Consider the following 20630-nt stretch of genomic DNA (forward strand, 5'->3'; position numbering starts at 1 on the left):
ATTTAATCTTCGAGTTTAAACTTCCAGGCTGCGTTTACCACCTTGAGATCCTTTGCCTCGGGAATATCCCGATACAACATATCCAGATCCTCTTTCATCGTGTCAGTCGAAACGATGTCGTAGGTTATCCAGTAAGAATCATCCTTGGTATAACCACTTTGATGAAATCGAACATAGCCAAGATAGGTGATCGTATTCTCCTTCACCTCAAACTCGTAACCAACAGGGAAAGACCGAGCCCCGCTATCTCCCCCACTCACACCCCATTCCTCGATAGCGTACGTCCCTGGTTTCACCCGATAGAAATAGTACCCCTTGGTCGACGATGTAGCTCCTATCGAAAAAGGCTTTTCACCGTTTGCTGACAGCGGTAAAATCTGGAGATTCATCATCAGGTTAAACGAGGTGTTTTCCCTGATAAGCTCACGCGTCCCATAAAGATAGCCCCAGGGACCACCAGCCTCTTGTTTCAAAAAGGTCTCCCGTGTCAGGCTCTCCTTACACCCCATCGTCACCAACACAAACAACACCATACTTACCCATGCGATACATCTCTTCATCTTTTCCTCCATTTTTTATATATTTTATGGTCTTATCTCTTTTTGTGCCTCATCATCAATGCCCTGGATGACCCATTTCCAGTATCTCGTCCATCCCATCCTCCTCATCATACTCAATACCCTCCAGAAAGGTACCAGAAAAGTGCCTGAAATCGGTCGTTTTCTCCCACTGTTTCCCCCCCAGAGGCTTCACCATGAGTTCAGAAAACTCTGAAAGCTTCCAGTCACCTATCCTGTTCGCTACCGCTCTATTCATCTTTACTCTGCCTGTTTTGGGATCTCGTATCGTGAAATCCTCCCCACTGTAGTCTTTTCTTGTCTTGCGGTAGACGTAGATCCCCCCATCCCTCCTATCAAACTCAATGATATCCACATCATGGGTGATCCCCATCTTCTTGAGACTCCCGGCAAACCGACTGCTGGGATCATAAGAGATAAAATGGGGCACGTAGGCAGGGATTCGGGCAAGAAAACGATCTTTGTACACCTCGAGAAAATTCTTCTTATCCTCTTCGAGAACAACTACATCGTATTTTTTACCCTGGTAAAAGAATTCTATCTCACTTATACACGTATCATCATATCGGGTTCCAGGATAGGTGGAGAGCACTTCAAAAAAGAGCCACTGAATCTTTACAGCTCTTCCCAACTTTATTTCTTGAGGTCCCCACTCATCTTTTAATGGAAACACTTCTTCCTTGATCACATATTCATCCTCATTTTCTCCCTCCTTTTCTACATAGAAAGCTCCTGTTATACCAATGTTTTTTACCCTGTTGTTAGCCAGATACACATTTGTATTCTTTTGATACCCATTGTAAATCACTATAGTGTCAATAAAAAAGGGTTCTCTAAATACTATTCGAAAATAAGGAGGGACATCAGGCGTTGTGTAGTTGGTGTTTACAGCTACACAGGTAGAGAGGTTTTTGTCTAACGCCAGATAAGGAAAATAGGGGGGTACCACCGCCTGCCAGGCATTCTCTCTATTCGTTCCATCTAGGCGTATCTGCCCATACGCTACCGTCATCCCCAAGATGAACCATACTATCACAAGAAACCGTTTCATATTCTTCCTCCTTTTATTGGGTTACTATGAAACTGCGCCCTTCTTTACCATACACATCTTGAGCAAACCTCCAATCATTCCCTGACTCCTCCGCCCCAAACAGCTCGGCGAATTCTTCAAAGTCGGGGAAGTAAATGGTCTGACAGCCGTGAGACCAGTTCCACTGGGAGGTATGAGAAACCATCGCTTGCTACTCCTCCTCATCCAGATATATATCCACCATCCAGCCTTTAATAGGTTTACCCTTCTTATCCTTAACGCCAGTGTCTATGTATACCCAATTACCCGTCCTGTCCCCAATCGTAAAAGTAACGTCCGACCGTTCGAGTAGCTTTACCCTTGCGCCCTTCTTTAGCTTTAGCAATACAGCCGAGTTTGTAGAAGCTTCGGAACGCACGTTTACATTGTCGCCGGTGAGAATGTAATATATTTCAGGACTTAAATATAAATCTAGTACCCAGCCCTTTATGGTATTACCCTCCTTATCCTTTACGCCCGTGTCTATATATACCCAATAGCCTGTCCTGTCTCCAATGATTGTAATCTCCGTCCTCTCCAGAAATTTTACCCTTGTACCCTTCTTTAGCTTGAATAGTACAGCTGAGTTTGTAGATGCTTTGGTACGTACGTTTACATTGTCGCCGGTGAGAATGTAGTATGTTTCAAGTACAGGCGCTTTATCCGATTGTGCCCATTTGGGGAATTTGGATTTGTCTGTGAGGACTTCAGTTTCCCAAGTGCTACCACCTTTTAATTGTTCTTCATCATCATAGTAAAATAAATTTGCCACCTCTCCTGTTTTTCCCGTTAATAGTATCACATTTCTATATCTATAAATGTTGCCCGTTAAGTGAATTCTTACTAGTTCACTGTAATAAAATTTTTCTTCTGTTCTAATTTTATATGTTCCGTTCGAGTAAATACGATAATAGACAGGCGGACCATCTACTTCATGGCAGGTAATAAACATTTCCTGTATCTTTTTTACTGGTTTAAAATCTCCCCATCCCGCAAGATCCTCCCTCTGAACCCAGCCTTTGAGAGTGGGATACTCCCACCCTCTTTCAGTTTTAATCATCTTTGCTTCGTGAGGAATTCTTCTTGAATCCACATAATACCATATCTGATTTGTTCCTGAATAATTGATATTGGTCTTTGTAATAATAGCTACATCCTGAAGAAAGGGTAAGATTTCAATTAAACCTGAATCTATATTTGGTTCTTTATACAATATTGCTCCCTCAGTTATTACTATAGCACCATTGGTTCCAAAAAATTGTAATTCACTCGGTTCTGAATAAACTTTCTGTATATTTAATATTATCATTATCAATATAATAAAATATTTCATTTTATCCTCCTATTGCCTCCATATAGTAATATGAAGGTGATTGTTATGTGCAATCATCAGTCGGTAGAATTTTGAATTCACATTTTGTTGCTTAGGTTGATTCCAGATATTTGGTTCATCGTAATAATTATTAGGGTCTCTGCTAAGCATTCTTGAAGGATTCAACACTTGCGATACTCTTGGGTCATTATAGAAAGCGGTATAAACTTCTTCTATAAATTCAGTATTTTGATCATACTGATTGGCATATGCCGGAGTGTTATTAAACCTTACCGTTACACCATCCCTTGTTGCAGCCACAATATCTATCCCTCTTCCCGACCCATGAGGGCTTGTGGTGCTATTCCTCCACAGGCTTGATACCTGAATACTATCCACATTCACGCTCCTCACTGACTACTTCTATCCAGAACCATCCCCATCCAACCTACGTCATGCATAACACCCTCCAGAAATGTCCCACTAAAGTCTTTAAAATACGGCGTCTTTTCCCACTCTTTACTCTCTCGTGGTCTTACCATAAGCCCATACACCACACCTCCAGCTACTGCAAACTTTCTCACACCACGCTTCAGTGCTTCTTCATACTCTTTCCACTTCATAGAGACCTCCTCGTTTTTTTTATATTGTAGCTTTGTCTTATGACTTTCTCGAACGTATTATACCACCAGTTGAAATTTTTGTCAATGGGCCGAATTGCTTCATAATAAAAGTACTCGAAAAGGGAACGTTGCTTCAAAATAAAAAAGTACTTTAAATTTGTGTAAAATAATCCAGTTCATGGCTCGACAAGCTCGCCAACCGGAATTGGGTTGGCGATGTTTGAAAGGAGACCTATTTACAGGGAAACGGCGAAATGATATGCTGAGCTTGTCGAAGCAGAGTATCAAAAAACCAGCAAAAAGGAGAAAAAGGAGATACTGGATTACTTTGTGAGGATAACAGGTTTAAAAAATCGAAACTATGCCGCGACATTCCTCAAAAATAATCTACGTGAAAGTATGTTGTTTCCTTATAAGTGAAAAAAGGTTGAATACTGGTGTGAGATAGACAGTTGCTATTACCTTTCCGCGGTGAGAAAAAACGGAGGGGGCTATTACCATGTCACAGTAAAAAGTAAAGGGTCGCTCGTTTTTCCTTGTTAAGGAGAAAACTTTAGCTATTACCTTTTTGCAATGAGAATCAAAAATACAAAAGCTATTTCCTTATCACAGGAAAAAAACTTGCTCTTCCCTTATTGCAGTATGGACTCGGGAGACAAAAGCTCTTCCCTTATTGCAGGGAAAAAGGAGAGGGTATATGAGCTATTCCCTTATCGCAGTGAGAACACTTGCTATTACCGTGTTGCAGTCTGGAAACCTGGCAGCTATTCCCATATTGCAGTGAAAGCGTAAAACATAAAAGCTCTTCCCTTTTTCCAGCGGAAACGAAATGCCCATGAGCTATTACCTTTTCGCAGTCTGAAAACAATTTTAGCTCTTACCATAGTACAGTTAATGCGAGGGACATAAAAGCTCTTTCCCTGTTACAGTGGCAACCAAGGGACAAGCTCTTCCCGTATCACAGTTTTATACTCTGCGTTCACACTGCAACAAGGTAAGAGCATTTTTCTCAACCCCCAAAATCTCCCCATCGATCTTACTTTTAAAATATATAAAACATCTTTTTTAACAACTATAACAAAAAATTTTCGATATATATAGTATGAAAAAATTTCTCTAAGGAGAAAACCATGGAAAAGGATTTTTTCACACTCTCAGAAAACAGGGCCTACCAGATCCTCGAAAAAGCCCTCTGGCCAGAGGGACCTATTGCCGGTGTAAGGCAAAGGCTCACCTTCTCGTGCCGGCTCGTGTATCAGTGTCCCAAGTGTGGCAGACAATTTTCCTTAAAAAGCCAGTCCATCATGCGAAAAAGTCACCTCTCGCCAAAAATCTGGCTTTCTGCCATGTTTCTTGTCTGCCAGGATGGTGGCATAAACGCCGTCAAACTCTCGAAACTTCTTCATATTAGCTACAAGGCAAGCTGGCTTCTTCTTCAGAAGCTACGAAGCCTTATGCGGCCACTCGCCATCACACGAAATCCCTCCGAAAGCTTGTCAAAACCTTTTTCTTTCTCTCCGGCATCAAACGCCGCCAAAGAAAAAACTTTTCTCCCATGCAGGTTGTCGAAATTGATGCGGATGATACCCCTTCTAAACTTCACATTCATCTTGTGGATGATGTGAGTATTGGCTTTCAGACTTTTTGGCAAGCTTTTCCGCCACACGCCCGTAGAAAAAAGAACGCCGTGGCTTTCCCACCTTAACGATGGGTTGAAAAACCTTCTTGAAGACGTCTATCACTATGGTTGTCGAAAGCACATGCAGCGCTATCTTGATGAATTCTGTTTTCGGTTTAACATCGAGGGGGTTTCTTCCAGGCTTGAAGAGCTTTTAAGAAGGCTTGGCAAACGTCGCCAGCTTCTCCCGTGGAAAAAGCTTGTTGCTGAAGGGCTTATTCTTCCCATCTGGGCGTAGGTTTTCGTTTTTTCTTTCTCAACACATTTCCTGCGTCTGTCAAATAGAAAACTAAAAGTTTTTGTTTCATTTTGTTTTTTTGAATTTTTTTCATCCTTTTGAAAGAAAAGGACAGGAAAAACTCGAAAATTCATGGTGAAAACGTTTTTTTCGTGAGGTAAAAGATGAAAAAACATATGCTATTACCTTGTTGCAGTTTTTAGCACCTTATACCCCATAGTATGGTGACGGCTTTCCTGCGATAAGGTAAGAGCAATTTTGGCAAATCTCGCGTTAAACGTTTAACTTGAGTTTCTCTTCCACACTCTTGAGTGAAAAGACATTTGATCTTACCTTCTTACAGCTAAAAACTGTTTTTTTAGCTCTTCCCTTGTTATAGTGAAAAACCTGGCCGGAAACTGCAAAAAGGAAATAGCTCCCACTCTCCGCGCACGATATACAAGTCACTCACAAAGCGAAAAGAGTATGGAGTGGGAGATTCTTCTCTCCACCCACAAAAGCTCAAACCAAAAATTCCCCTTCAAAAAATTCCCCTTTAAAAGCAAAAAGAAAAAGCCTTCAGGCCCCTACAGACCCTTTTTCTCTTCCCCCGACAAAAATCCGATCTCACATATACAGAAGGGTCGTTGTACTTTGTGCCTTTATAGCCATTTATGGTAAAAACTAAAAAATACTTTATAGAACTAAAACCATAGAAATCTTTCCATAATTCCATGAGTATTCTTCATTTTCTTTTTGAAGACGAAGATTCTTTATTCTTTTTGTTGTTTCTTTTTCATCCCTTTCAAGATCAATGTAAAAACAAACTTTGGTAGTATACAAACCTAAACTCATCGGCACTTTCTTTTTTTACCTTTTTCCATCCTTGATCTCCGTAGGTTTAGTCTATCAAACACGAGAGACGTGAATTTTCTCAAAACTTTACTTCAAAACCCGCACATTCACGAGCTTGTACCTGTCGGGAAGCGTCTCAGTTCCATCCTCCATGATCGTCTTGTTAAGAATACCTCGGAAACCAGTACTCGCCTTTTGTGTAAACTTGATAATCGTTGATGTCAAAAACCACTCCCTTTAAAATCAAGCCTTTGCAGCCTCATCGTCGTTTTGTCAATAAAAAGAATATACTCGTTGGCCGTGTTTCGGAGAGAAAGTATAACACTTTTCATCCTCGGCCAGAGTGGTAAGCGTATAATTCTCCCATGCCTTTTTACTCGGCACACTCAAAAGAAGCGGCCCAAGAGTAAAGAACCACATAGGGCTGGAAAATATCCCCATACAACTCTGTGCCATCCTCTGTAAGTCCTCGCACCTCAAGCTGCATCCCCTTTCCCCTTTGATAACGAATAATAACACGTGTCTTCTCTCCTGGTTTTACCATATCTTTGGGTATAGTACCCAGTTTCTTCTCAATCGGTCCCCCCTGGAGTTCTGCCTCGAACGCTGGAGGAAGCGCTTCAACAAGATTTTTATGAAACTTCACCACAAATGCCTTGTCCACACCAAAACCAATCGAAACAAATACGAACAAAAAAAGCCCGTATTTACGCATATTCCCCTCCTCGTCTTTTTATACGTTATTATACACCCATTTTGCCAGAATATCAACTTTCCGAATTGCTTCATAATAAAAGTACTCGAAAAGGGAACGTTGCTTCAAAATAAAAAAGTACTTTAAATTTGTGTAAAATAATCCAGTTCATGGCTCGACAAGCTCGCCAACCGTGGCTCGACAAGCTCGCCAACCGTGGCTCGACAGGCTCGCCAACCGGAATTGGGTTGGCGATGTTTGAAAGGAGACCTATTTACAGGTAAACGGCGAAATGATATGCTGAGCTTGTCGAAGCAAGAGTATCAAAAACAATAAAAAGGAAAAAATAAGAATGCTGGATTATTTTGTGAGGATAACAGGCCTAAAAAATCGAAACTATGCCGCCAGGCTCTTGAGGCAGCACGGAAAAACCATCTATGTAGGCAAGAAAAATTACCTTAAAGCCGACATAACCAAGAAGGGCAAAAGACCTGGCAGAAAGAAAAAATTCGGCGAAGAGGAACTAAAACTTCTAAAAAAGGTCTGGGAAATTGAAAACTACATGTGTGCAAAAGCACTTAAAGCCGATTCTCAATGAAGTTTTAGATAATCTCTTAGCAAACGGACATCTCCACGGTTCTCCACAGGCTATAGAAAACTTGCGCCATATAAGTGCCTCAAGTATTGACCGACTTTTGAAACAAGAGCGTAAAAAGCTTGAGATAAAAGGACGAAAAGGTACAAAGCCTGGAACGCTATTAAAGCAACAAATAGCTATACGCACGTGGGCAGAGTGGGATGAAAATTGCCCTGGTTTTATGGAGATTGATCTGGTTGCCCATGAGGGAGGAAATAGCCGGGGAGATTTTGCTCAAACATTAAATATGGTGGATGTTTGGAGCGGTTGGACAGAACTTGTGGCAATCAAAAACAAAGCTTCAAAATGGGTAAGAGAAGCCATAGAAAAAGTCAAAGACTTCCTTTTGAGTTACGGGAATTGATTCTGATACGGTGCTGAATTTATTAATCATCCTCTACGCGATTGGTGTGAGAAGCACCAGATAAAATTTACAAGGGCTCCCGTTCCAATGATAACTGCTACGTTGAGCAGAAAAACTATTCCATAGTCCGCCAGAATGTTGGATACTTCCGCTACGATACCGAGGAAGAAGTCTACTACTTGAACCGACTCTATGCGTATCTCAGGCTTTATGCCAACTTTTCAACGGTTATGAAAATGACAGAGAAAAAGAGAATCGGAAGCAAGGTGCAAAAGAAGCATGATGATATTAAAACTCCCTACCAACGGCTTTTAGAAAGCTCTTATGTAAGTGAGGCACAAAAGGAACGCCTAACAAGGCTTTATAAGGCTCTCGATTTGTTTCACCTAAGACAAAAAATTACAGCTTGCCAGAGAAAACTTTTCAGCCTTCAAAAGAAAAAGAATGTAAAAAACAAAAATTTGGAGGAAACTGTATGGAATTTTTGAGTACTTTTTTTTATGAGGCAATGATTCGAATTTCGAGTACTTTTTTATTTGACGCAACGGGATGATGTTAAAGATTTCCTTTTTCGATACGGACTCCGTCCTACTCTGCAACCGCCCCCGTTCGTCTCGATACACTCCGTTACTCGACGAACGACACCACCCAGTCGCCGAGTAGCCCCGCAGGGGCGTATCGAGGCGACCGAGTAGCCCCAACTGCAACATGGGAAGAGCATTTTCTCCCGAACTTTCCACGGTAGCGGCGAAACAGAAAGCCAATTTCTCCATCCGCTAAATCACATTATCTTAATAAAACTATTCTGAAAAAATCATAAATATTGATAAACAGAACAAAAAGCCTTATAATTTACAGAAAAAGGAAAAAACATGCGTGAGGAGCTGAAAAAAAGAAAAACTGATATCATACACATTGGGAAGGCTTAAAATGGCAGAAAAAGAAGCAAAAGAAGAACAGGAAAAAGCAGAAGAAAAACTTAAAGATGTATTAAAACAACGGGGGTTTGAGATATAGGAGAAGTGTTATGGAAAACCAGGAAACAGAATACAAAGAATCGTGGCACGATGACTATTTAGAAACGATTTCTGCTTTTGCAAACACCCAAGGAGGCAAACTTATCATTGGAATTGACGATAAAAATGAGATTATAGGAGTAAAAAACGCAAAAGAGTTATTAGAGAATCTCCCCAATAAAATCATTCATAAATTAAACATTATTCCAGAAATTCAGTCGCGAACGAGAGAAGGAAAAGAGATTATAGAAATTGTTATAAAACCATCAAGTTTTCCAGTATCTTACAATGGCAGGTTTTATAGGCGTTCGGGTAGTACTACTCAACAACTCAATGGCCAGGAGCTTATGAATTTTCTTCTTGAAAAAAGTGGGCAATCGTGGGATGAAATTGTTGAACCTAAAGCCAGCTTAGAAGAGATTGATGAAAAAGCAATTGAGAATTTTATTCAACTTGCTAAAGATAAAATTCCGTCAATTGAAACCGAGACAAATTGGGTTAATATTTTAAAGAAACTGAAATTAATCGAAAGCGATAAGTTAAAAAGGGCAGCCATTTTGCTTTTTGGGAAAAATCCACAGGATTTTTATATACAGGCAGTAACCCGTATAGGCAAATTCAGGACTCCTACGGACGTCGTATCAACAGATATAATTGAAGGTAATCTCTTTGACCAATTACAAAAAACGCTTGAACTTTTACGAACCAAGTACCTTATAAGTAAAATTGAATACGAGGACATTCATCGCCGGGAAATCCTTGAATACCCTTATGAAGCCCTGAGGGAAGCTATTATAAACGCACTTATTCATAGAGACTATTTAGGTAAGTCCCAGATACAGATACGAATATACGATGACAAACTGATTATAATGAATGAAGGAAAACTACCCCCTGACATACCTGTTGAGAAATTAAAGACCGACCATATATCCAGGCCGAGGAATCCACTCCTTGCGAGGGTATTTTATTATGCTGGTTTTATTGAAACCTGGGGTAGGGGTACCATAAAAATAGTACAGGAGTGTAAAAAGCAGGGACTTCCAGAGCCAGATTTTGAAAACGATAGCGGTGTGATGAAAGTAACTCTCTATAAAGATATTTATAATGAAGAAAATTTAAGAAAGATGGGACTGAGCGAAAGACAAATAAAAGCGGTTAGGTATGTGAAAGAGAAAGGGAAAATAACAAATAAAGAGTATCGTGAAATATCAGGACTTTCAGACGAAGGAGTACGCCTTGACCTAAATGAACTGGTAAAGAAAAAAATATTATTATCAAAAGGTAAAGGAAGAAATACTTATTATGTCATTGGAAAATTTGGAGATTAACTGGCAATTTCTTGGCGATTTTGGCGATTACCTAGCGATAGGGGCATTAAAGGGGCGCCAAAGGGGCAACAAAGACGACAAAAAAGGGAGTGATAAAATATGGAAATCACTACATCGAAACAGAATAACACCCTCCAGAACGAAAACTACAAACAAACCGAACTTGGACCACTTCCACAGGAGTGGGAGGTGGTGAGGTTGGGGGAGGTAATTATTCCAGACAGAGAAAAAATAAAAGCAAAAGATTATTCTGGTAAAGAAAAAATTGTTGAAAAAATTTCTTTTGATAGAGGTGTGATTGTATTTAGGGATAAAAATAAAACTGCAACAGACCTCTTTAAAGTTGATAAAGAAAGGCTTTTAATATCAAAAATTAATTTTCATCAAGGGGCTGTTGCAATAACTCCTGATACAACGGTTGCTACAACACATTATGATATCTATAAAGTATTAGAAAATTCAAATATACTTTATTTATGGTATTATTTCCGCTCAGATGCATTCAAAAAATTATTTGCAGAAGAAATTAAATTTCGTGGGTACAAAAAAGAAGCTAATTTTCAATTTATAAAGGATTTTACAATCCCCCCCCCCGCCCCTTTCCGTCCAGCAAGAAATCGTTGCCAAAATCGAAGCCGAGAGCAAGGTTATCGAAAGTTGCCGGGAACTCATAAAAACCTACGAAGAAAAAATCAAGCGTGTCATCGATAAAGTCTGGGGGGAGTGATGCAGGTACTGTCATGGGCAAATAGGCACCTTCCTCACCTGCTAAAAACCTCCTGAACAGACCTCTCTCTGAGACCCCTTACACGGCTTTGTTGGTGGCCTTTGCCTCGCCAGTGGTAACCTTGAGCTTCTCCAGGCAAGTTACCACTTCTCTTGAGATGTCCTCCATCTCCTTGTAAAGCTTTTGCGCCCTTTCCCTGTCTCCTCTATTCCAAGCGATAACCACCTCCTTTGCAAGGGCGTGAAGTCGTACATGAGGCTCATCGATCGCCTTAAAAACCTGCAAATTCCCAAAACGCTGGACCCCCTCGCTCACATACCACTTCCCAAACCGACATTGACGGTGATCGGGGAGATTGGATGGATCGAGTACCACATCGCCTATTAACGATGCCGCTATTTTTCCAACATAGAGTCTGTGGTCGGTCTTCGCAATATCAAATATCATCTTCTCACTTTCTTCCGTCCTGAATTCAAATGTCGCACTTCTCAATTGTTCCGTAACCATAATTAAAGTATTTACCTCATGCATGACATCATGAGCCATTGTTTCTATGTTCTTTGATTCCATGGAGACCTTTTCCACGTTCCTTGCTACCTCATGGGATGCGGTGGCTTGCTCCTCTACGGCCGCAGTAATATCTGTTACCTGATTTTTTACCTCCTGAACAGCATTCGTAATAGCATGCAAAACCCCCGTAACCTTCTCGATGTAATCTGAAACTTTGGTAACTTCCTGAGACGTTTTTCCCATAGAGGACACCGTCTGACGGATTTCTTTCTGAATGGATTGTATTTCTTCTGTAATTTCTGTTGTGGCTTTGAGGGTTTTTTCAGCGAGATTTCTTACTTCCTCAGCCACTACGGCAAATCCTTTTCCTTGTTTTCCAGCTCGTGCCGCCTCAATTGTCGCATTCAACGCGAGGAGATTGGTTTGATCAGCGATGTCCTTGATGATGGCAACGATATCGCCTATCTCGGTCGAGCGCTTATGAAGTTTTTCAACCATTGCTTTGAGTTCTTCGGTGGATTCCCCGAGATTGGTGATGATAACGCCAGCATCACTGGCCATCTTTTTACCTTCTTCGCTTTTTTGCATCGCTTTTTCCGAGTTCTCCGCAGCGCGTGTTGCACTATTTGCTATCTCGTTTATCGTCTGACTCATCTCTTCGGCCGCTGTCGCTATCTGAGTTGCCTCAAAAGCTTGCAAAGACACCCCATCTTTTGTTCTCTGCCCCTGAACTCTTAGATTATCCACCGTGGAAACAACTGTATTAGAAGCAACCACCAGCTTGTTGAAAATTTTCTTAAAAGAGGTAAGCATATGCTGAAGATCTGTATAAAGCATGGCTATTTCATCTTTACCCTTTAGCTCGGGAAGAGTGACATCGAGATGTCCTTTAGTCAATTCCTTTATCCTCTCGGTAAGGCCAAGGATCAAGGATACGATATTGCGCTGCATAAAGACAGCAAAACCCACAAGAATAACCAAATTCACAACCAGCAGAGAAATCTGAATCACCCGCAATATCTTCACATTCTCATCAATGGCAAAAAGAGACACTGCCCTGTCCATTTCCTGGAGAAAAATTCTACTCTTTTCAAACAGGGCAGGAGCAAAGGCAGGATCCTCCTTCGCTTTCTGGATGGTTTCTTTATACTGTTTCCATGCATCTTCTACCATTCTCATTTGAAATAGAACTCTCTCTTCTGTAGTCCTGGGAAGTTTCAACTCTCGATCACCCTCTATCAAGCCGTGCATAATTCGATCAACAAAAGCCATCGCCTGTTGAAGTTCGGCTTCATGATCTACACCCTGGTATTTTGCCAGAACATAAGAGGCAATCTGTTGTGATAAAAATCTTTGTTTTCCTAAAAAATTGACCACGTTATCTTTTTCACTGATCAAGGTAAGTTGAAAAAGAAGAATGGATGTGTTTACCAGAGAAATAACAGCGAGAATTACCCACGCTATATTGGAGCGGGTGGAAATCCTCATAACTTCCTCCTCCTTATTTTAAACGCTAATAATAAAAGTTATCGGAAAAATACATTGTGTCAAGAAAATTGTGTCTAGTCATAGGATAACCTCGCTGTGAATATTTTCTTTGGTGTATGAGTGTTGCTCACGATAGAGTTGAAAGTAATACTCCCAATTTTTTAACTTTCTTTTTAAGAACTTCTCATTTTGGTATCTTAATAACAGGTAAAGATATTTCTCAGCTGAAGCCTCGCTTTGACACATTTCCATTGTTTTTAATCTCCTTTTAAGTTCTTTAAAGAGTCTTTCCAGGGCATTGTTTGTATACACCATGCTTCGTATTCCTTCAGGTAATTCCATGTAAGTGAATATATTCTCTCTTATTGTCAAGAGGTTATTCATTAAGTTGGGATAGATATTTTTCCATTTTTGTGTAAATTTCATAAACAATTGTTCTGCCTCCTGTTTGTCTTTGGCATGAAATACCTCTTTTATTTCAGTGGCAATGATATTTCTGTGTTGAACTCTCACTTTAGCCAGTATGTTTCTCATGACATGGACTACACAGGGCTGATACTTTGCGTGGGGATATATCTCTGTTATGACGTTTTTCATACCACTTAAGCCATCAGAGACAATAAAATGAATCTGTTTGACACCTCTTTCTCTTATATCTGCAAAATTTCCCGCCAGTTATAAGCACTTTCCATGCCTCCTGGCAGGTAGTATCCTAAAATCTCCCGTCTTCCCTCAGGTGTAATGCCTATAGCTACATATATTGATTCATTTTCTACCCTATCTCTCTTGATAGGAAACACCATAGCATCCAGAAATACCACGGCATATTCTTCCATGAGAGGGCGACTACGCCACTTCTGAATCTCTTCTATGCCTACCTGGCTTATCCTTGAGATGTTAGCATAAGAAATCTTTATTTCATAAAGCTCTTTTAAAACTTCTGCTATCTTCCTTGTTGACATTCCTGATATCAACATAGCCCTGATTAATGCATCTAAGTCTTCTGTGATGCGTTTGCGATAGGGAAGAAGGGCACTTTTAAATCCATTATCCCTTGTTCTTGGAACACGTATGGCTGTAAGCTCGCCAAAAGCTGTCTTTAAATCCCTTTCGTAAAAGCCATTGCCTTTTGTGGGAGGATTGTTTTCCAGGTAAATCTCTCTTTCCTCTTTTAACATACTCTCTAATACTTCCTTGACAATTGGTTTGAATAGCTCTAAAATATTCTTCGTCTCAATCATATCTGGCCTCCTGTGATAGTTTTATTTATATTATCACAGGAGGTTATCTTTTTCCTACCAGACACAATTAAGTATACACTGCCATAAAATATTATATCTTAAAAAATTTTAACTAAAAAGTAGAATAAAAACATCGTTGAAACATTTGCCTTGAAATTTCTAAAGACGCTCTTTTCTTGTCGCAGTTTTTTGATCGAAAGATTCTTCCTAAAAAATAGGGGAATAACTATAGTTCTCTTCTCCTGAACAAGCCGAAATGGATAAACCTCTGCTCTCCACTACAACATGGGAAGAGCTCATTCGTGTTTCAAACTCATACAAACCAAAAAGGTTCTCTCTAAAGAATTTTTCAGAGGTTTTCTCCCCTATTTTTTGCAGTTTTTGGGGTTTTATGGTATACTATTGAACACTTTTTTCTTCGAAAGGAGGTTTATGATGCTTACCAATATCAATCCAACAAAAACCAGAGCATGGAAACTACTCAAAAAAGACTACCAGCGCCTCAAAAAAGTACACATGAAAGACCTTTTTGCCAGGGATCCTCAGCGCTTCAGCAAATACTCCCTGGTGTTTGAGGACATGCTCGTTGATTTTTCAAAAAACCGTATAGATGATAAGGCTCTTCAGCATCTTCTCCAGCTTACCGATGAGTGCCTCTTAAAAGATGCCATAGAAAGGTACTTTTCCGGCGACAGGATCAATGTCACAGAAAATCGCGCTGTTCTTCACACTGCTCTTCGCAACCGATCCAATCTCCCTGTTTTTCTCGATGGACAGGATGTGATGCCAGCTGTCCGCGCCGTTCTCGCCAAAATGGAAAAGTTTTCCAACCAGGTCATCAGCGGCGAGTGGAAAGGCTACACAGACAAACCCATCACCGACATTGTAAACATCGGAATCGGTGGTTCTGATCTGGGCCCCGTGATGGTTACCGAGGCGCTCAAACCCTACAAAAAACCCCACATCACGACCCATTTTGTCTCGAACGTTGACGGAACCCACATAGCCGAGACCCTCAAAAAAATCAACCCGGAAACAACCCTTTTCCTTATTGCCTCCAAAACCTTTACCACCCAGGAAACCATGGCCAATGCCTACACCGCACGAGAATGGTTTTTAAAGAGCGCCAAAGAAGAAGACATCAAAAAGCACTTTGTTGCCATCTCCACCAACAAAAAAGAGGTGGAAAAGTTTGGTATTGATCCTGAAAACATGTTTGAATTCTGGGACTGGGTGGGGGGAAGATACTCCCTCTGGTCTGCCATTGGGCTCTCGATTGCCTGCACCATCGGCTTTGAAAACTTTACCGAGCTTCTTGAGGGAGCCTATGCCATGGACCAGCACTTCCGCAAAACCCCCTTCAGGGAAAATATGCCAGTCATTCTTGCCCTCCTCGGCATATGGTACAACAACTTTTTTGGTGCGGAAACCCACGCGATTCTTCCTTATGATCAGTACCTCCATCGTTTCCCCGCCTATTTTCAGCAAGGCGACATGGAAAGTAACGGCAAAAGCGTGGATCGGGATGGAAAGCCTGTCACCTACCAGACAGGTCCTATCATCTGGGGAGAACCCGGCACCAATGGGCAGCATGCCTTCTATCAGCTTATCCATCAGGGAACAAAGCTTATTCCCTGTGATTTCATCGCGCCAGCACAGACCCACAATCCCATCGGCAACCATCATGAACTCCTTCTCTCAAACTTCTTTGCCCAGACTGAAGCCCTCATGAACGGGAAAACAAAAGAAGAAGTCATCGAAGAGCTTCAGAGAGCCGGAAAATCCCCGGAAGAGATCGAACTTCTGCTGCCCTACAAGGTCTTCGAGGGCAACAAGCCCACCAACTCCATCCTGGTAAAAAAGATTACCCCCCGTACCCTCGGGAGTCTCATCGCCATGTACGAGCACAAGATCTTTGTCCAGGGGGTTATCTGGAACATCTTTAGCTACGATCAGTGGGGAGTAGAACTCGGAAAACAACTCGCAAACAAGATCCTTCCCGAGCTTAAAGACAATACCCTCGTAAGTACGCACGACCAGTCCACCAATGGACTTATGAACGCCTACAAGAAATTTCGCCACCTATGAGAGCCCTCCTCCAGCGTGTTCTCCGGGGGCATGTCGCTGTCAACGGAGAAATAATCAGTAAAATCAACAAAGGATACGTCATCCTTCTCGGTGTTGGAAAAAACGACACCGAGAAGGATGCCGATTCTCTTGCCTCCAAGATACTCGATCTCAGGCTTTTCCCCGACGGGGAGAAAGAAAACCACCTCTCCATTCGCGACGTGGGAGGAGAACTTCTCGTCGTTTCCCAGTTCACCCTCTATGGAGACGTACGAAAGGGAAGACGCCCCTCATTTGACCAGGCCATGCCAGGTCCAGAGGCGAAAAAACTCTACGAGTTTTTCGTCGAACGCCTGCGGAAGTCCGGCCTCACCGTAGCCACAGGAGTATTTGGAGCAATGATGGAGGTAGAACTCGTCAACTGGGGACCATACACCATCTGGATAGAAACCCCTTAAGGTCTTTTGAATCGCCCACTCCCCTGGGGCTGGTAAAGATAGTTGAGGAGATATTCAGTATCAGGATTACGAAAAGCCTCAAAAAGATTTTGACGAAAGTTAGGAATCTCTTCAGAAAGACGTGCAATAAGCTCTCTCACCTGAATACGCCTGTGATCCCGGCGAAGGATCGAGTTGGGACACACCTCGGAAAAAATAGGCATTTCCTCTTCCTGCGTATACACATACTCTTCTATCATAGATTTGGAAACATACGCAAGCGGTCGGATAAACTCCATTTCACCCTCAAATATCTTGAGCCTCGGTACCATTGACGAGAGCTCCCGTTTAAAAAAGAGGTTCATAAGCGATGTTTCAAGAATATCGTCCATATGATGCCCAAAGGCTATCTTATTTGCCTTGCAAGCACTCGCGTACGAGATAAGTTCTACCCTCCGCTTTTGAGAACAGAGATAACACGTATTGCGGGGTTTATAGTTTCCCGAGGTGAGTTCCACAATACTATTGACACGAATCACATGGAGATCAAGCCCCGTATGCTTTTTGATATAATCCGCTAACCGCGCGATACGCTGATTATGCCCTTCATTTTTTCCATTGAAATTATCAACAAACGCAGGATAGAGAGGGATGTTGCGGTTTTTTCGCTTGTTTCCAGCCACAAGCATGAGAAGCAACACAAGAGAATCCATCCCCCCGGAAACACCCACCACAATGCCTGTGGTGTTTTCCAGCATGCCATAGTGTTCTATGGCCTTCTCAAAAAGAGCGTAAAGTCGTGACTCCATCGAGTCACCACTCCTTCTCAAGCCTCTTCGAAAGAACGGAAGAAAGAAGACGCATCACCGAGAGAATATCAGGGCTTACCGTTCTCCCTGTTAATTGGATGCGGATTCGCTGGATGAGATCCTTAAAGGCAACCCCATGCTTCTCGGAAATCTCACGGAGGGCCTGTTCAAGGGCGCTGTCATATGCCTTTGCCTCGAGAATACGAGCTTTCGCCTCATCGTACGCTTTTTCGTTTGCTGGATTTTTCAATGCAGGGAGAAGCTCCTTTGCCTTTTCATCAAGTTCATACTCATCAAGCGCATAAGGCTGGATATCCCGGTAAAGATCAGCTAAAGTATCACTTCTCGTTCTGAGAAGATCCACCGCCTCTCGAAGCCAACTCTCATCCTGCATACGCCCAACTTTTGGTTGATTGGTATCTTCCAGATACACAGCAAAAGCAGCCAGAACCTTTTCCAGGGGTTCAAGCTTCATGTGTTTACTGTTTACCCAGATCATCTTCTTCTCATCGTAGACAGCATTTGATTTGTTGAGATGGGTAATATCAAAAACCCGTATAAGATCCTCTAACATAAAGATCTCGTCATTCCCATGAGACCAACCAAGTCGAGCAATGTAATTGAGAAGTGCCTCAGGGAGGATCCCCTGCTTGCGGTAGTATTCGATATTGGTGGAACCCTTTCGTTTGGAAAGGGGTGTCCTGTCCGTATCAAACACCATGGGAAGATGCCCAAACGTAGGGATAGAAAAACCAAGGTACTCATAGAGAATAATCTGCTTGGCGGTATTGGAGATATGATCCTCTCCCCGGAGAATCGTGGTGATCCCCATCAAAGAATCGTCAATCACCACGGCAAAATTGTAGGTGGGGGAACCATCACTCTTCCACAGAACAAAATCATCCAGTTCCTTCGTATTAATGGCAATACGCCCTTTTACTACATCTTTAAAAATAATATCTCGTTCGGGTCCAACATTTACCCGAACTACCGTCCCGTTTCCCGGTTGGACGTTTCTGTCCCGACAGTAGCCATCGTATTTCGTGACCTCGTCATATATGCCACGCGCCTGGTTACGTTTTACGAGGTCATCCCGGGTACAGTTACAGTAGTACGCCTTGCCTTCAGCCACAAGTTTATCTATGTACGACTTGTAGATATCAAACCGTTCGCTCTGCTTGTAGAACTCATCGTAGTCCATGCCCATCCATTTCATATCCTTGATAATCGAAGCAGTGTACTCCTCCTGAGAACGCGAGAGATCGGTATCCTCGATACGAAGAACAAACTTTCCCCCGGTGTGTCTTGCATACAACCAGTTAAAAATAGCCGTACGTGCACTTCCCAGATGAAGCTGCCCGGTCGGTGATGGAGCGAACCTGAGTTTCTGCATAGACTCTCCTTTTCCAAAGTATAGATGTATATTATGAAGCAAAAAAGAAAATCTTTCAAATGTTCGAATTGCTTCATAATAAAAGTACTCGAAAAGGGAACGTTGCTTCAAAATAAAAAAGTACTTTAAATTTGTGTAAAATAATCCAGTTCAAAGAACTGGAGGTAAAAGGTGGAGTTAGCGATGTTTGAAAGGAGACCTATTTACAGGGAAACGGCGAAAGAGTATCAAAAAGCCAGCAAAAAGGAGAAAAAGGAGATACTGGATTACTTTGTGAGGATAACAGGTTTAAAAAACCGAAACTATGCCGCCAGGCTCTTGAGGCAGCACGGAAAAACCATCTATGTAGGCAAGAAAAATTACCTTAAAGCCGACATAGCCAAGAAGGGCAAAAGACCTGGCAGAAAGAAAAAATTCGGCGAAGAAGAACTAAAAATGCTAAAACAGGTCTGGGAAATTGAAAACTACATGTGTGGCAAACGCTTAAAGCCGATTCTCAATGAAGTTTTAGATAATCTCTTAGCAAACGGACATCTCCACGGTTCTCCACAGGCTATAGAAAACTTGCGCCATATAAGTGCCTCAAGTATTGACCGACTTTTGAAACATGAGCGTAAAAAGCTTGAGATAAAAGGACGAAAAGGTACAAAGCCTGGAACGTTGTTAAAGCAACAAATAGCTATACGCACGTGGGCAGAGTGGGATGAAAATTGCCCTGGGTTCATGGAGATTGATCTGGTAGCCCATGAGGGAGGAAATAGCCGGGGAGACTTTGCTCAAACATTAAATATGGTGGATGTTTGGAGCGGTTGGACAGAGCTTGTGGCAATCAAAAACAAGGCTTCAAAATGGGTAAGAGAAGCCATAGAAAAAGTCCAAAGAAGACTTTTTGATTTACGGGGAATTGATTCTGATACCGGTGCTGAATTTATTAATCATCCCTCGTGATTGGTGTGAGAAGCACCAGATAAAATTTACAAGGGTAGAAGCTCCTGTTCCAATGATAACTGCTACGTTGAGCAGAAAAACTATTCCATAGTCCGCCAGAATGTTGGATACTTCCGCTACGATACCGAGGAAGAAGTCTACTACTTGAACCGACTCTATGCGTATCTCAGGCTTTATGCCAACTTTTTTCAACCGGTTATGAAAATGACAGAGAAAAAGAGAATCGGAAGCAAGGTGCAAAAGAAGCATGATGATATTAAAACTCCCTACCAGCGGCTTTTAGAAAGCTCTTATGTAAGTGAGGCACAAAAGGAACGCCTAACAAGGCTTTATAAGGCTCTCGATTTGTTTCACCTAAGACAAAAAATTACGGCTTGCCAGAGAAAACTTTTCAGCCTTCAAAAGAAAAAGAATGTAAAAAACAAAAATTTGGAGGAAACTGTATGGAATTTTTGAGTACTTTTTTTTATGAGGCAATGATTCGAATTTCGAGTACTTTTTTATTTGACGCAACGGGATGTTACGAAGCCTCAGGGGGCTTCCCCCGGGAAAAACACACTTCTCTGCCCATCAAAGCAAGAGAAAAAGCTCCTGGTACGGTTGTAAACAGAACTTTTCACTTTTTTTATCTATAAA

21 protein-coding genes and 2 pseudogenes are annotated in these 20630 nt (G+C 41.7%); 10 read left to right on the top strand and 13 right to left on the bottom strand.

What is annotated here, in order from left to right; genetic code table 11:
- Positions 1-2: 2 nt before the first annotated feature.
- The 6 genes from KDW03_RS02120 to KDW03_RS02145 are packed head-to-tail and all read right to left on the bottom strand — an operon-like array spanning position 3 to position 3582.
- On the bottom strand, positions 3-560 hold the full coding sequence (locus KDW03_RS02120) for a hypothetical protein (RefSeq protein ID WP_271435755.1): 558 nt from the start codon (positions 558-560) through the stop codon (positions 3-5).
- Between the two features lie 55 nt (positions 561-615).
- On the bottom strand, positions 616-1629 hold the full coding sequence (locus KDW03_RS02125) for an NADase-type glycan-binding domain-containing protein (protein WP_271435756.1): 1014 nt from the start codon (positions 1627-1629) through the stop codon (positions 616-618).
- A 13-nt stretch (positions 1630-1642) separates the two neighbouring features.
- On the bottom strand, positions 1643-1813 hold the full coding sequence (locus KDW03_RS02130; protein ID WP_271435757.1) for a hypothetical protein: 171 nt from the start codon (positions 1811-1813) through the stop codon (positions 1643-1645).
- A gap of 6 nt (positions 1814-1819) precedes the next feature.
- Positions 1820-2980: an SH3 domain-containing protein gene (locus KDW03_RS02135; protein ID WP_271435758.1), complete on the bottom strand. Its 1161-nt coding sequence runs from the start codon at positions 2978-2980 to the stop codon at positions 1820-1822.
- A 9-nt stretch (positions 2981-2989) separates the two neighbouring features.
- Entirely contained in the window at positions 2990-3373 is a 384-nt protein-coding gene (locus tag KDW03_RS02140) for a hypothetical protein (protein WP_271435759.1), read from the bottom strand.
- Positions 3370-3582 (bottom strand): hypothetical protein, encoded by a 213-nt coding sequence (locus tag KDW03_RS02145; protein WP_271435760.1) that lies wholly within the window; start codon positions 3580-3582, stop codon positions 3370-3372. The genes KDW03_RS02140 and KDW03_RS02145 overlap by 4 nt, the downstream gene beginning before the upstream one ends.
- 1130 nt (positions 3583-4712) lie before the next feature.
- Here KDW03_RS02145 and KDW03_RS02150 point away from each other — a divergent pair.
- Together KDW03_RS02150 and KDW03_RS02155 are read left to right on the top strand one after the other, a co-directional pair.
- Positions 4713-5207, top strand: coding sequence for an IS1595 family transposase (locus KDW03_RS02150; protein ID WP_271435761.1), 495 nt, complete (start codon positions 4713-4715; stop codon positions 5205-5207).
- A 3-nt stretch (positions 5208-5210) separates the two neighbouring features.
- Positions 5211-5498: a hypothetical protein gene (locus tag KDW03_RS02155; protein ID WP_271435762.1), complete on the top strand. Its 288-nt coding sequence runs from the start codon at positions 5211-5213 to the stop codon at positions 5496-5498.
- Between the two features lie 675 nt (positions 5499-6173).
- Here the strand turns inward: KDW03_RS02155 and KDW03_RS02160 are convergent.
- The 3 genes from KDW03_RS02160 to KDW03_RS02170 all read right to left on the bottom strand — a co-directional run bounded on the left by KDW03_RS02160 (position 6174) and on the right by KDW03_RS02170 (position 7047).
- Positions 6174-6332 (bottom strand): hypothetical protein, encoded by a 159-nt coding sequence (locus KDW03_RS02160; RefSeq protein WP_271434260.1) that lies wholly within the window; start codon positions 6330-6332, stop codon positions 6174-6176.
- A gap of 87 nt (positions 6333-6419) precedes the next feature.
- Positions 6420-6557 (bottom strand): hypothetical protein, encoded by a 138-nt coding sequence (locus tag KDW03_RS02165; RefSeq protein WP_271435763.1) that lies wholly within the window; start codon positions 6555-6557, stop codon positions 6420-6422.
- Positions 6558-6705: 148 nt separating this feature from the next.
- Positions 6706-7047: a hypothetical protein gene (locus KDW03_RS02170; RefSeq protein WP_271435764.1), complete on the bottom strand. Its 342-nt coding sequence runs from the start codon at positions 7045-7047 to the stop codon at positions 6706-6708.
- A 331-nt stretch (positions 7048-7378) separates the two neighbouring features.
- On the opposite strand from KDW03_RS02170, the gene KDW03_RS12500 reads away from it, so the two are divergent.
- From KDW03_RS12500 to KDW03_RS02195, 5 genes are all read left to right on the top strand, one after another.
- Positions 7379-7624, top strand: a complete 246-nt coding sequence (locus tag KDW03_RS12500; RefSeq protein ID WP_271435765.1) for a hypothetical protein — start codon at positions 7379-7381, stop codon at positions 7622-7624.
- Positions 7578-8027, top strand: a complete 450-nt coding sequence (locus KDW03_RS12505; RefSeq protein WP_271435766.1) for a hypothetical protein — start codon at positions 7578-7580, stop codon at positions 8025-8027. Before KDW03_RS12500 ends, KDW03_RS12505 begins: the two co-directional genes overlap by 47 nt.
- A 179-nt stretch (positions 8028-8206) precedes the next feature.
- Complete coding sequence (locus KDW03_RS12510) at positions 8207-8515, top strand: hypothetical protein (protein ID WP_271435046.1); 309 nt, start codon at positions 8207-8209, stop codon at positions 8513-8515.
- Between the two features lie 539 nt (positions 8516-9054).
- Positions 9055-10374, top strand: a complete 1320-nt coding sequence (locus KDW03_RS02190) for an ATP-binding protein (protein WP_271435767.1) — start codon at positions 9055-9057, stop codon at positions 10372-10374.
- A gap of 99 nt (positions 10375-10473) precedes the next feature.
- Positions 10474-11085 carry a restriction endonuclease subunit S gene (locus tag KDW03_RS02195; protein WP_271435768.1) on the top strand — a complete coding sequence of 204 codons (612 nt, stop codon included), beginning with the start codon at positions 10474-10476 and terminating at the stop codon, positions 11083-11085.
- Positions 11086-11179: 94 nt separating this feature from the next.
- On the opposite strand, the gene KDW03_RS02200 is transcribed toward KDW03_RS02195, so the two are convergent.
- Both KDW03_RS02200 and KDW03_RS12295 read right to left on the bottom strand, forming a co-directional pair.
- On the bottom strand, positions 11180-13099 hold the full coding sequence (locus KDW03_RS02200; protein WP_271435769.1) for a methyl-accepting chemotaxis protein: 1920 nt from the start codon (positions 13097-13099) through the stop codon (positions 11180-11182).
- A 78-nt stretch (positions 13100-13177) separates the two neighbouring features.
- Positions 13178-14292, bottom strand: a pseudogene (locus KDW03_RS12295) (IS256 family transposase); the annotation flags it as partial.
- 483 nt (positions 14293-14775) lie between these two features.
- Between KDW03_RS12295 and pgi the strand changes: the two are divergent.
- Together pgi and dtd are read left to right on the top strand one after the other, a co-directional pair.
- A complete protein-coding gene (gene pgi, locus KDW03_RS02215; protein ID WP_271435771.1) occupies positions 14776-16428 on the top strand; it encodes a glucose-6-phosphate isomerase in 1653 nt (550 codons plus the stop codon).
- Entirely contained in the window at positions 16425-16865 is a 441-nt protein-coding gene (dtd, locus tag KDW03_RS02220; RefSeq protein WP_271435772.1) for a D-aminoacyl-tRNA deacylase, read from the top strand. The genes pgi and dtd overlap by 4 nt, the downstream gene beginning before the upstream one ends.
- On the opposite strand, the gene KDW03_RS02225 is transcribed toward dtd, so the two are convergent.
- On the bottom strand, positions 16862-17653 hold the full coding sequence (locus KDW03_RS02225) for a tRNA lysidine(34) synthetase (RefSeq protein ID WP_271435773.1): 792 nt from the start codon (positions 17651-17653) through the stop codon (positions 16862-16864). The genes dtd and KDW03_RS02225 overlap by 4 nt on opposite strands.
- A gap of 4 nt (positions 17654-17657) precedes the next feature.
- Positions 17658-19046, bottom strand: a complete 1389-nt coding sequence (gltX, locus tag KDW03_RS02230) for a glutamate--tRNA ligase (RefSeq protein ID WP_271435774.1) — start codon at positions 19044-19046, stop codon at positions 17658-17660.
- A 183-nt stretch (positions 19047-19229) separates the two neighbouring features.
- Here gltX and KDW03_RS12300 point away from each other — a divergent pair.
- Positions 19230-20450: pseudogene (locus tag KDW03_RS12300) on the top strand (integrase catalytic domain-containing protein).
- The last annotated feature ends 180 nt before the right edge of the window (positions 20451-20630 follow it).

The sequence above is a fragment of the Thermospira aquatica genome, from assembly GCF_023525255.1.
GTDB classification, from domain to species: Bacteria; Spirochaetota; Brevinematia; order Brevinematales; family Thermospiraceae; genus Thermospira; species Thermospira aquatica.

What these genes read in the sequence shown, in the direction of transcription:
- KDW03_RS02120 (WP_271435755.1), bottom strand. Translation starts at nt 560, where the DNA reads ATGAAGAGATGTATCGCATGGGTAAGTATGGTGTTGTTTGTGTTGGTG.
- KDW03_RS02125 (WP_271435756.1), bottom strand. Translation starts at nt 1,629, where the DNA reads ATGAAACGGTTTCTTGTGATAGTATGGTTCATCTTGGGGATGACGGTA.
- KDW03_RS02130 (WP_271435757.1), bottom strand. Translation starts at nt 1,813, where the DNA reads ATGGTTTCTCATACCTCCCAGTGGAACTGGTCTCACGGCTGTCAGACC.
- KDW03_RS02135 (WP_271435758.1), bottom strand. Translation starts at nt 2,980, where the DNA reads ATGAAATATTTTATTATATTGATAATGATAATATTAAATATACAGAAA.
- KDW03_RS02145 (WP_271435760.1), bottom strand. Translation starts at nt 3,582, where the DNA reads ATGAAGTGGAAAGAGTATGAAGAAGCACTGAAGCGTGGTGTGAGAAAG.
- KDW03_RS02150 (WP_271435761.1), top strand. Translation starts at nt 4,713, where the DNA reads ATGGAAAAGGATTTTTTCACACTCTCAGAAAACAGGGCCTACCAGATC.
- KDW03_RS02160 (WP_271434260.1), bottom strand. Translation starts at nt 6,332, where the DNA reads ATGAGTTTAGGTTTGTATACTACCAAAGTTTGTTTTTACATTGATCTT.
- KDW03_RS02170 (WP_271435764.1), bottom strand. Translation starts at nt 7,047, where the DNA reads ATGCGTAAATACGGGCTTTTTTTGTTCGTATTTGTTTCGATTGGTTTT.
- KDW03_RS12500 (WP_271435765.1), top strand. Translation starts at nt 7,379, where the DNA reads ATGCTGGATTATTTTGTGAGGATAACAGGCCTAAAAAATCGAAACTAT.
- KDW03_RS02190 (WP_271435767.1), top strand. Translation starts at nt 9,055, where the DNA reads ATGGAAAACCAGGAAACAGAATACAAAGAATCGTGGCACGATGACTAT.
- KDW03_RS02195 (WP_271435768.1), top strand. Translation starts at nt 10,474, where the DNA reads ATGGAAATCACTACATCGAAACAGAATAACACCCTCCAGAACGAAAAC.
- KDW03_RS02200 (WP_271435769.1), bottom strand. Translation starts at nt 13,099, where the DNA reads ATGAGGATTTCCACCCGCTCCAATATAGCGTGGGTAATTCTCGCTGTT.
- pgi (WP_271435771.1), top strand. Translation starts at nt 14,776, where the DNA reads ATGCTTACCAATATCAATCCAACAAAAACCAGAGCATGGAAACTACTC.
- dtd (WP_271435772.1), top strand. Translation starts at nt 16,425, where the DNA reads ATGAGAGCCCTCCTCCAGCGTGTTCTCCGGGGGCATGTCGCTGTCAAC.
- KDW03_RS02225 (WP_271435773.1), bottom strand. Translation starts at nt 17,653, where the DNA reads ATGGAGTCACGACTTTACGCTCTTTTTGAGAAGGCCATAGAACACTAT.
- gltX (WP_271435774.1), bottom strand. Translation starts at nt 19,046, where the DNA reads ATGCAGAAACTCAGGTTCGCTCCATCACCGACCGGGCAGCTTCATCTG.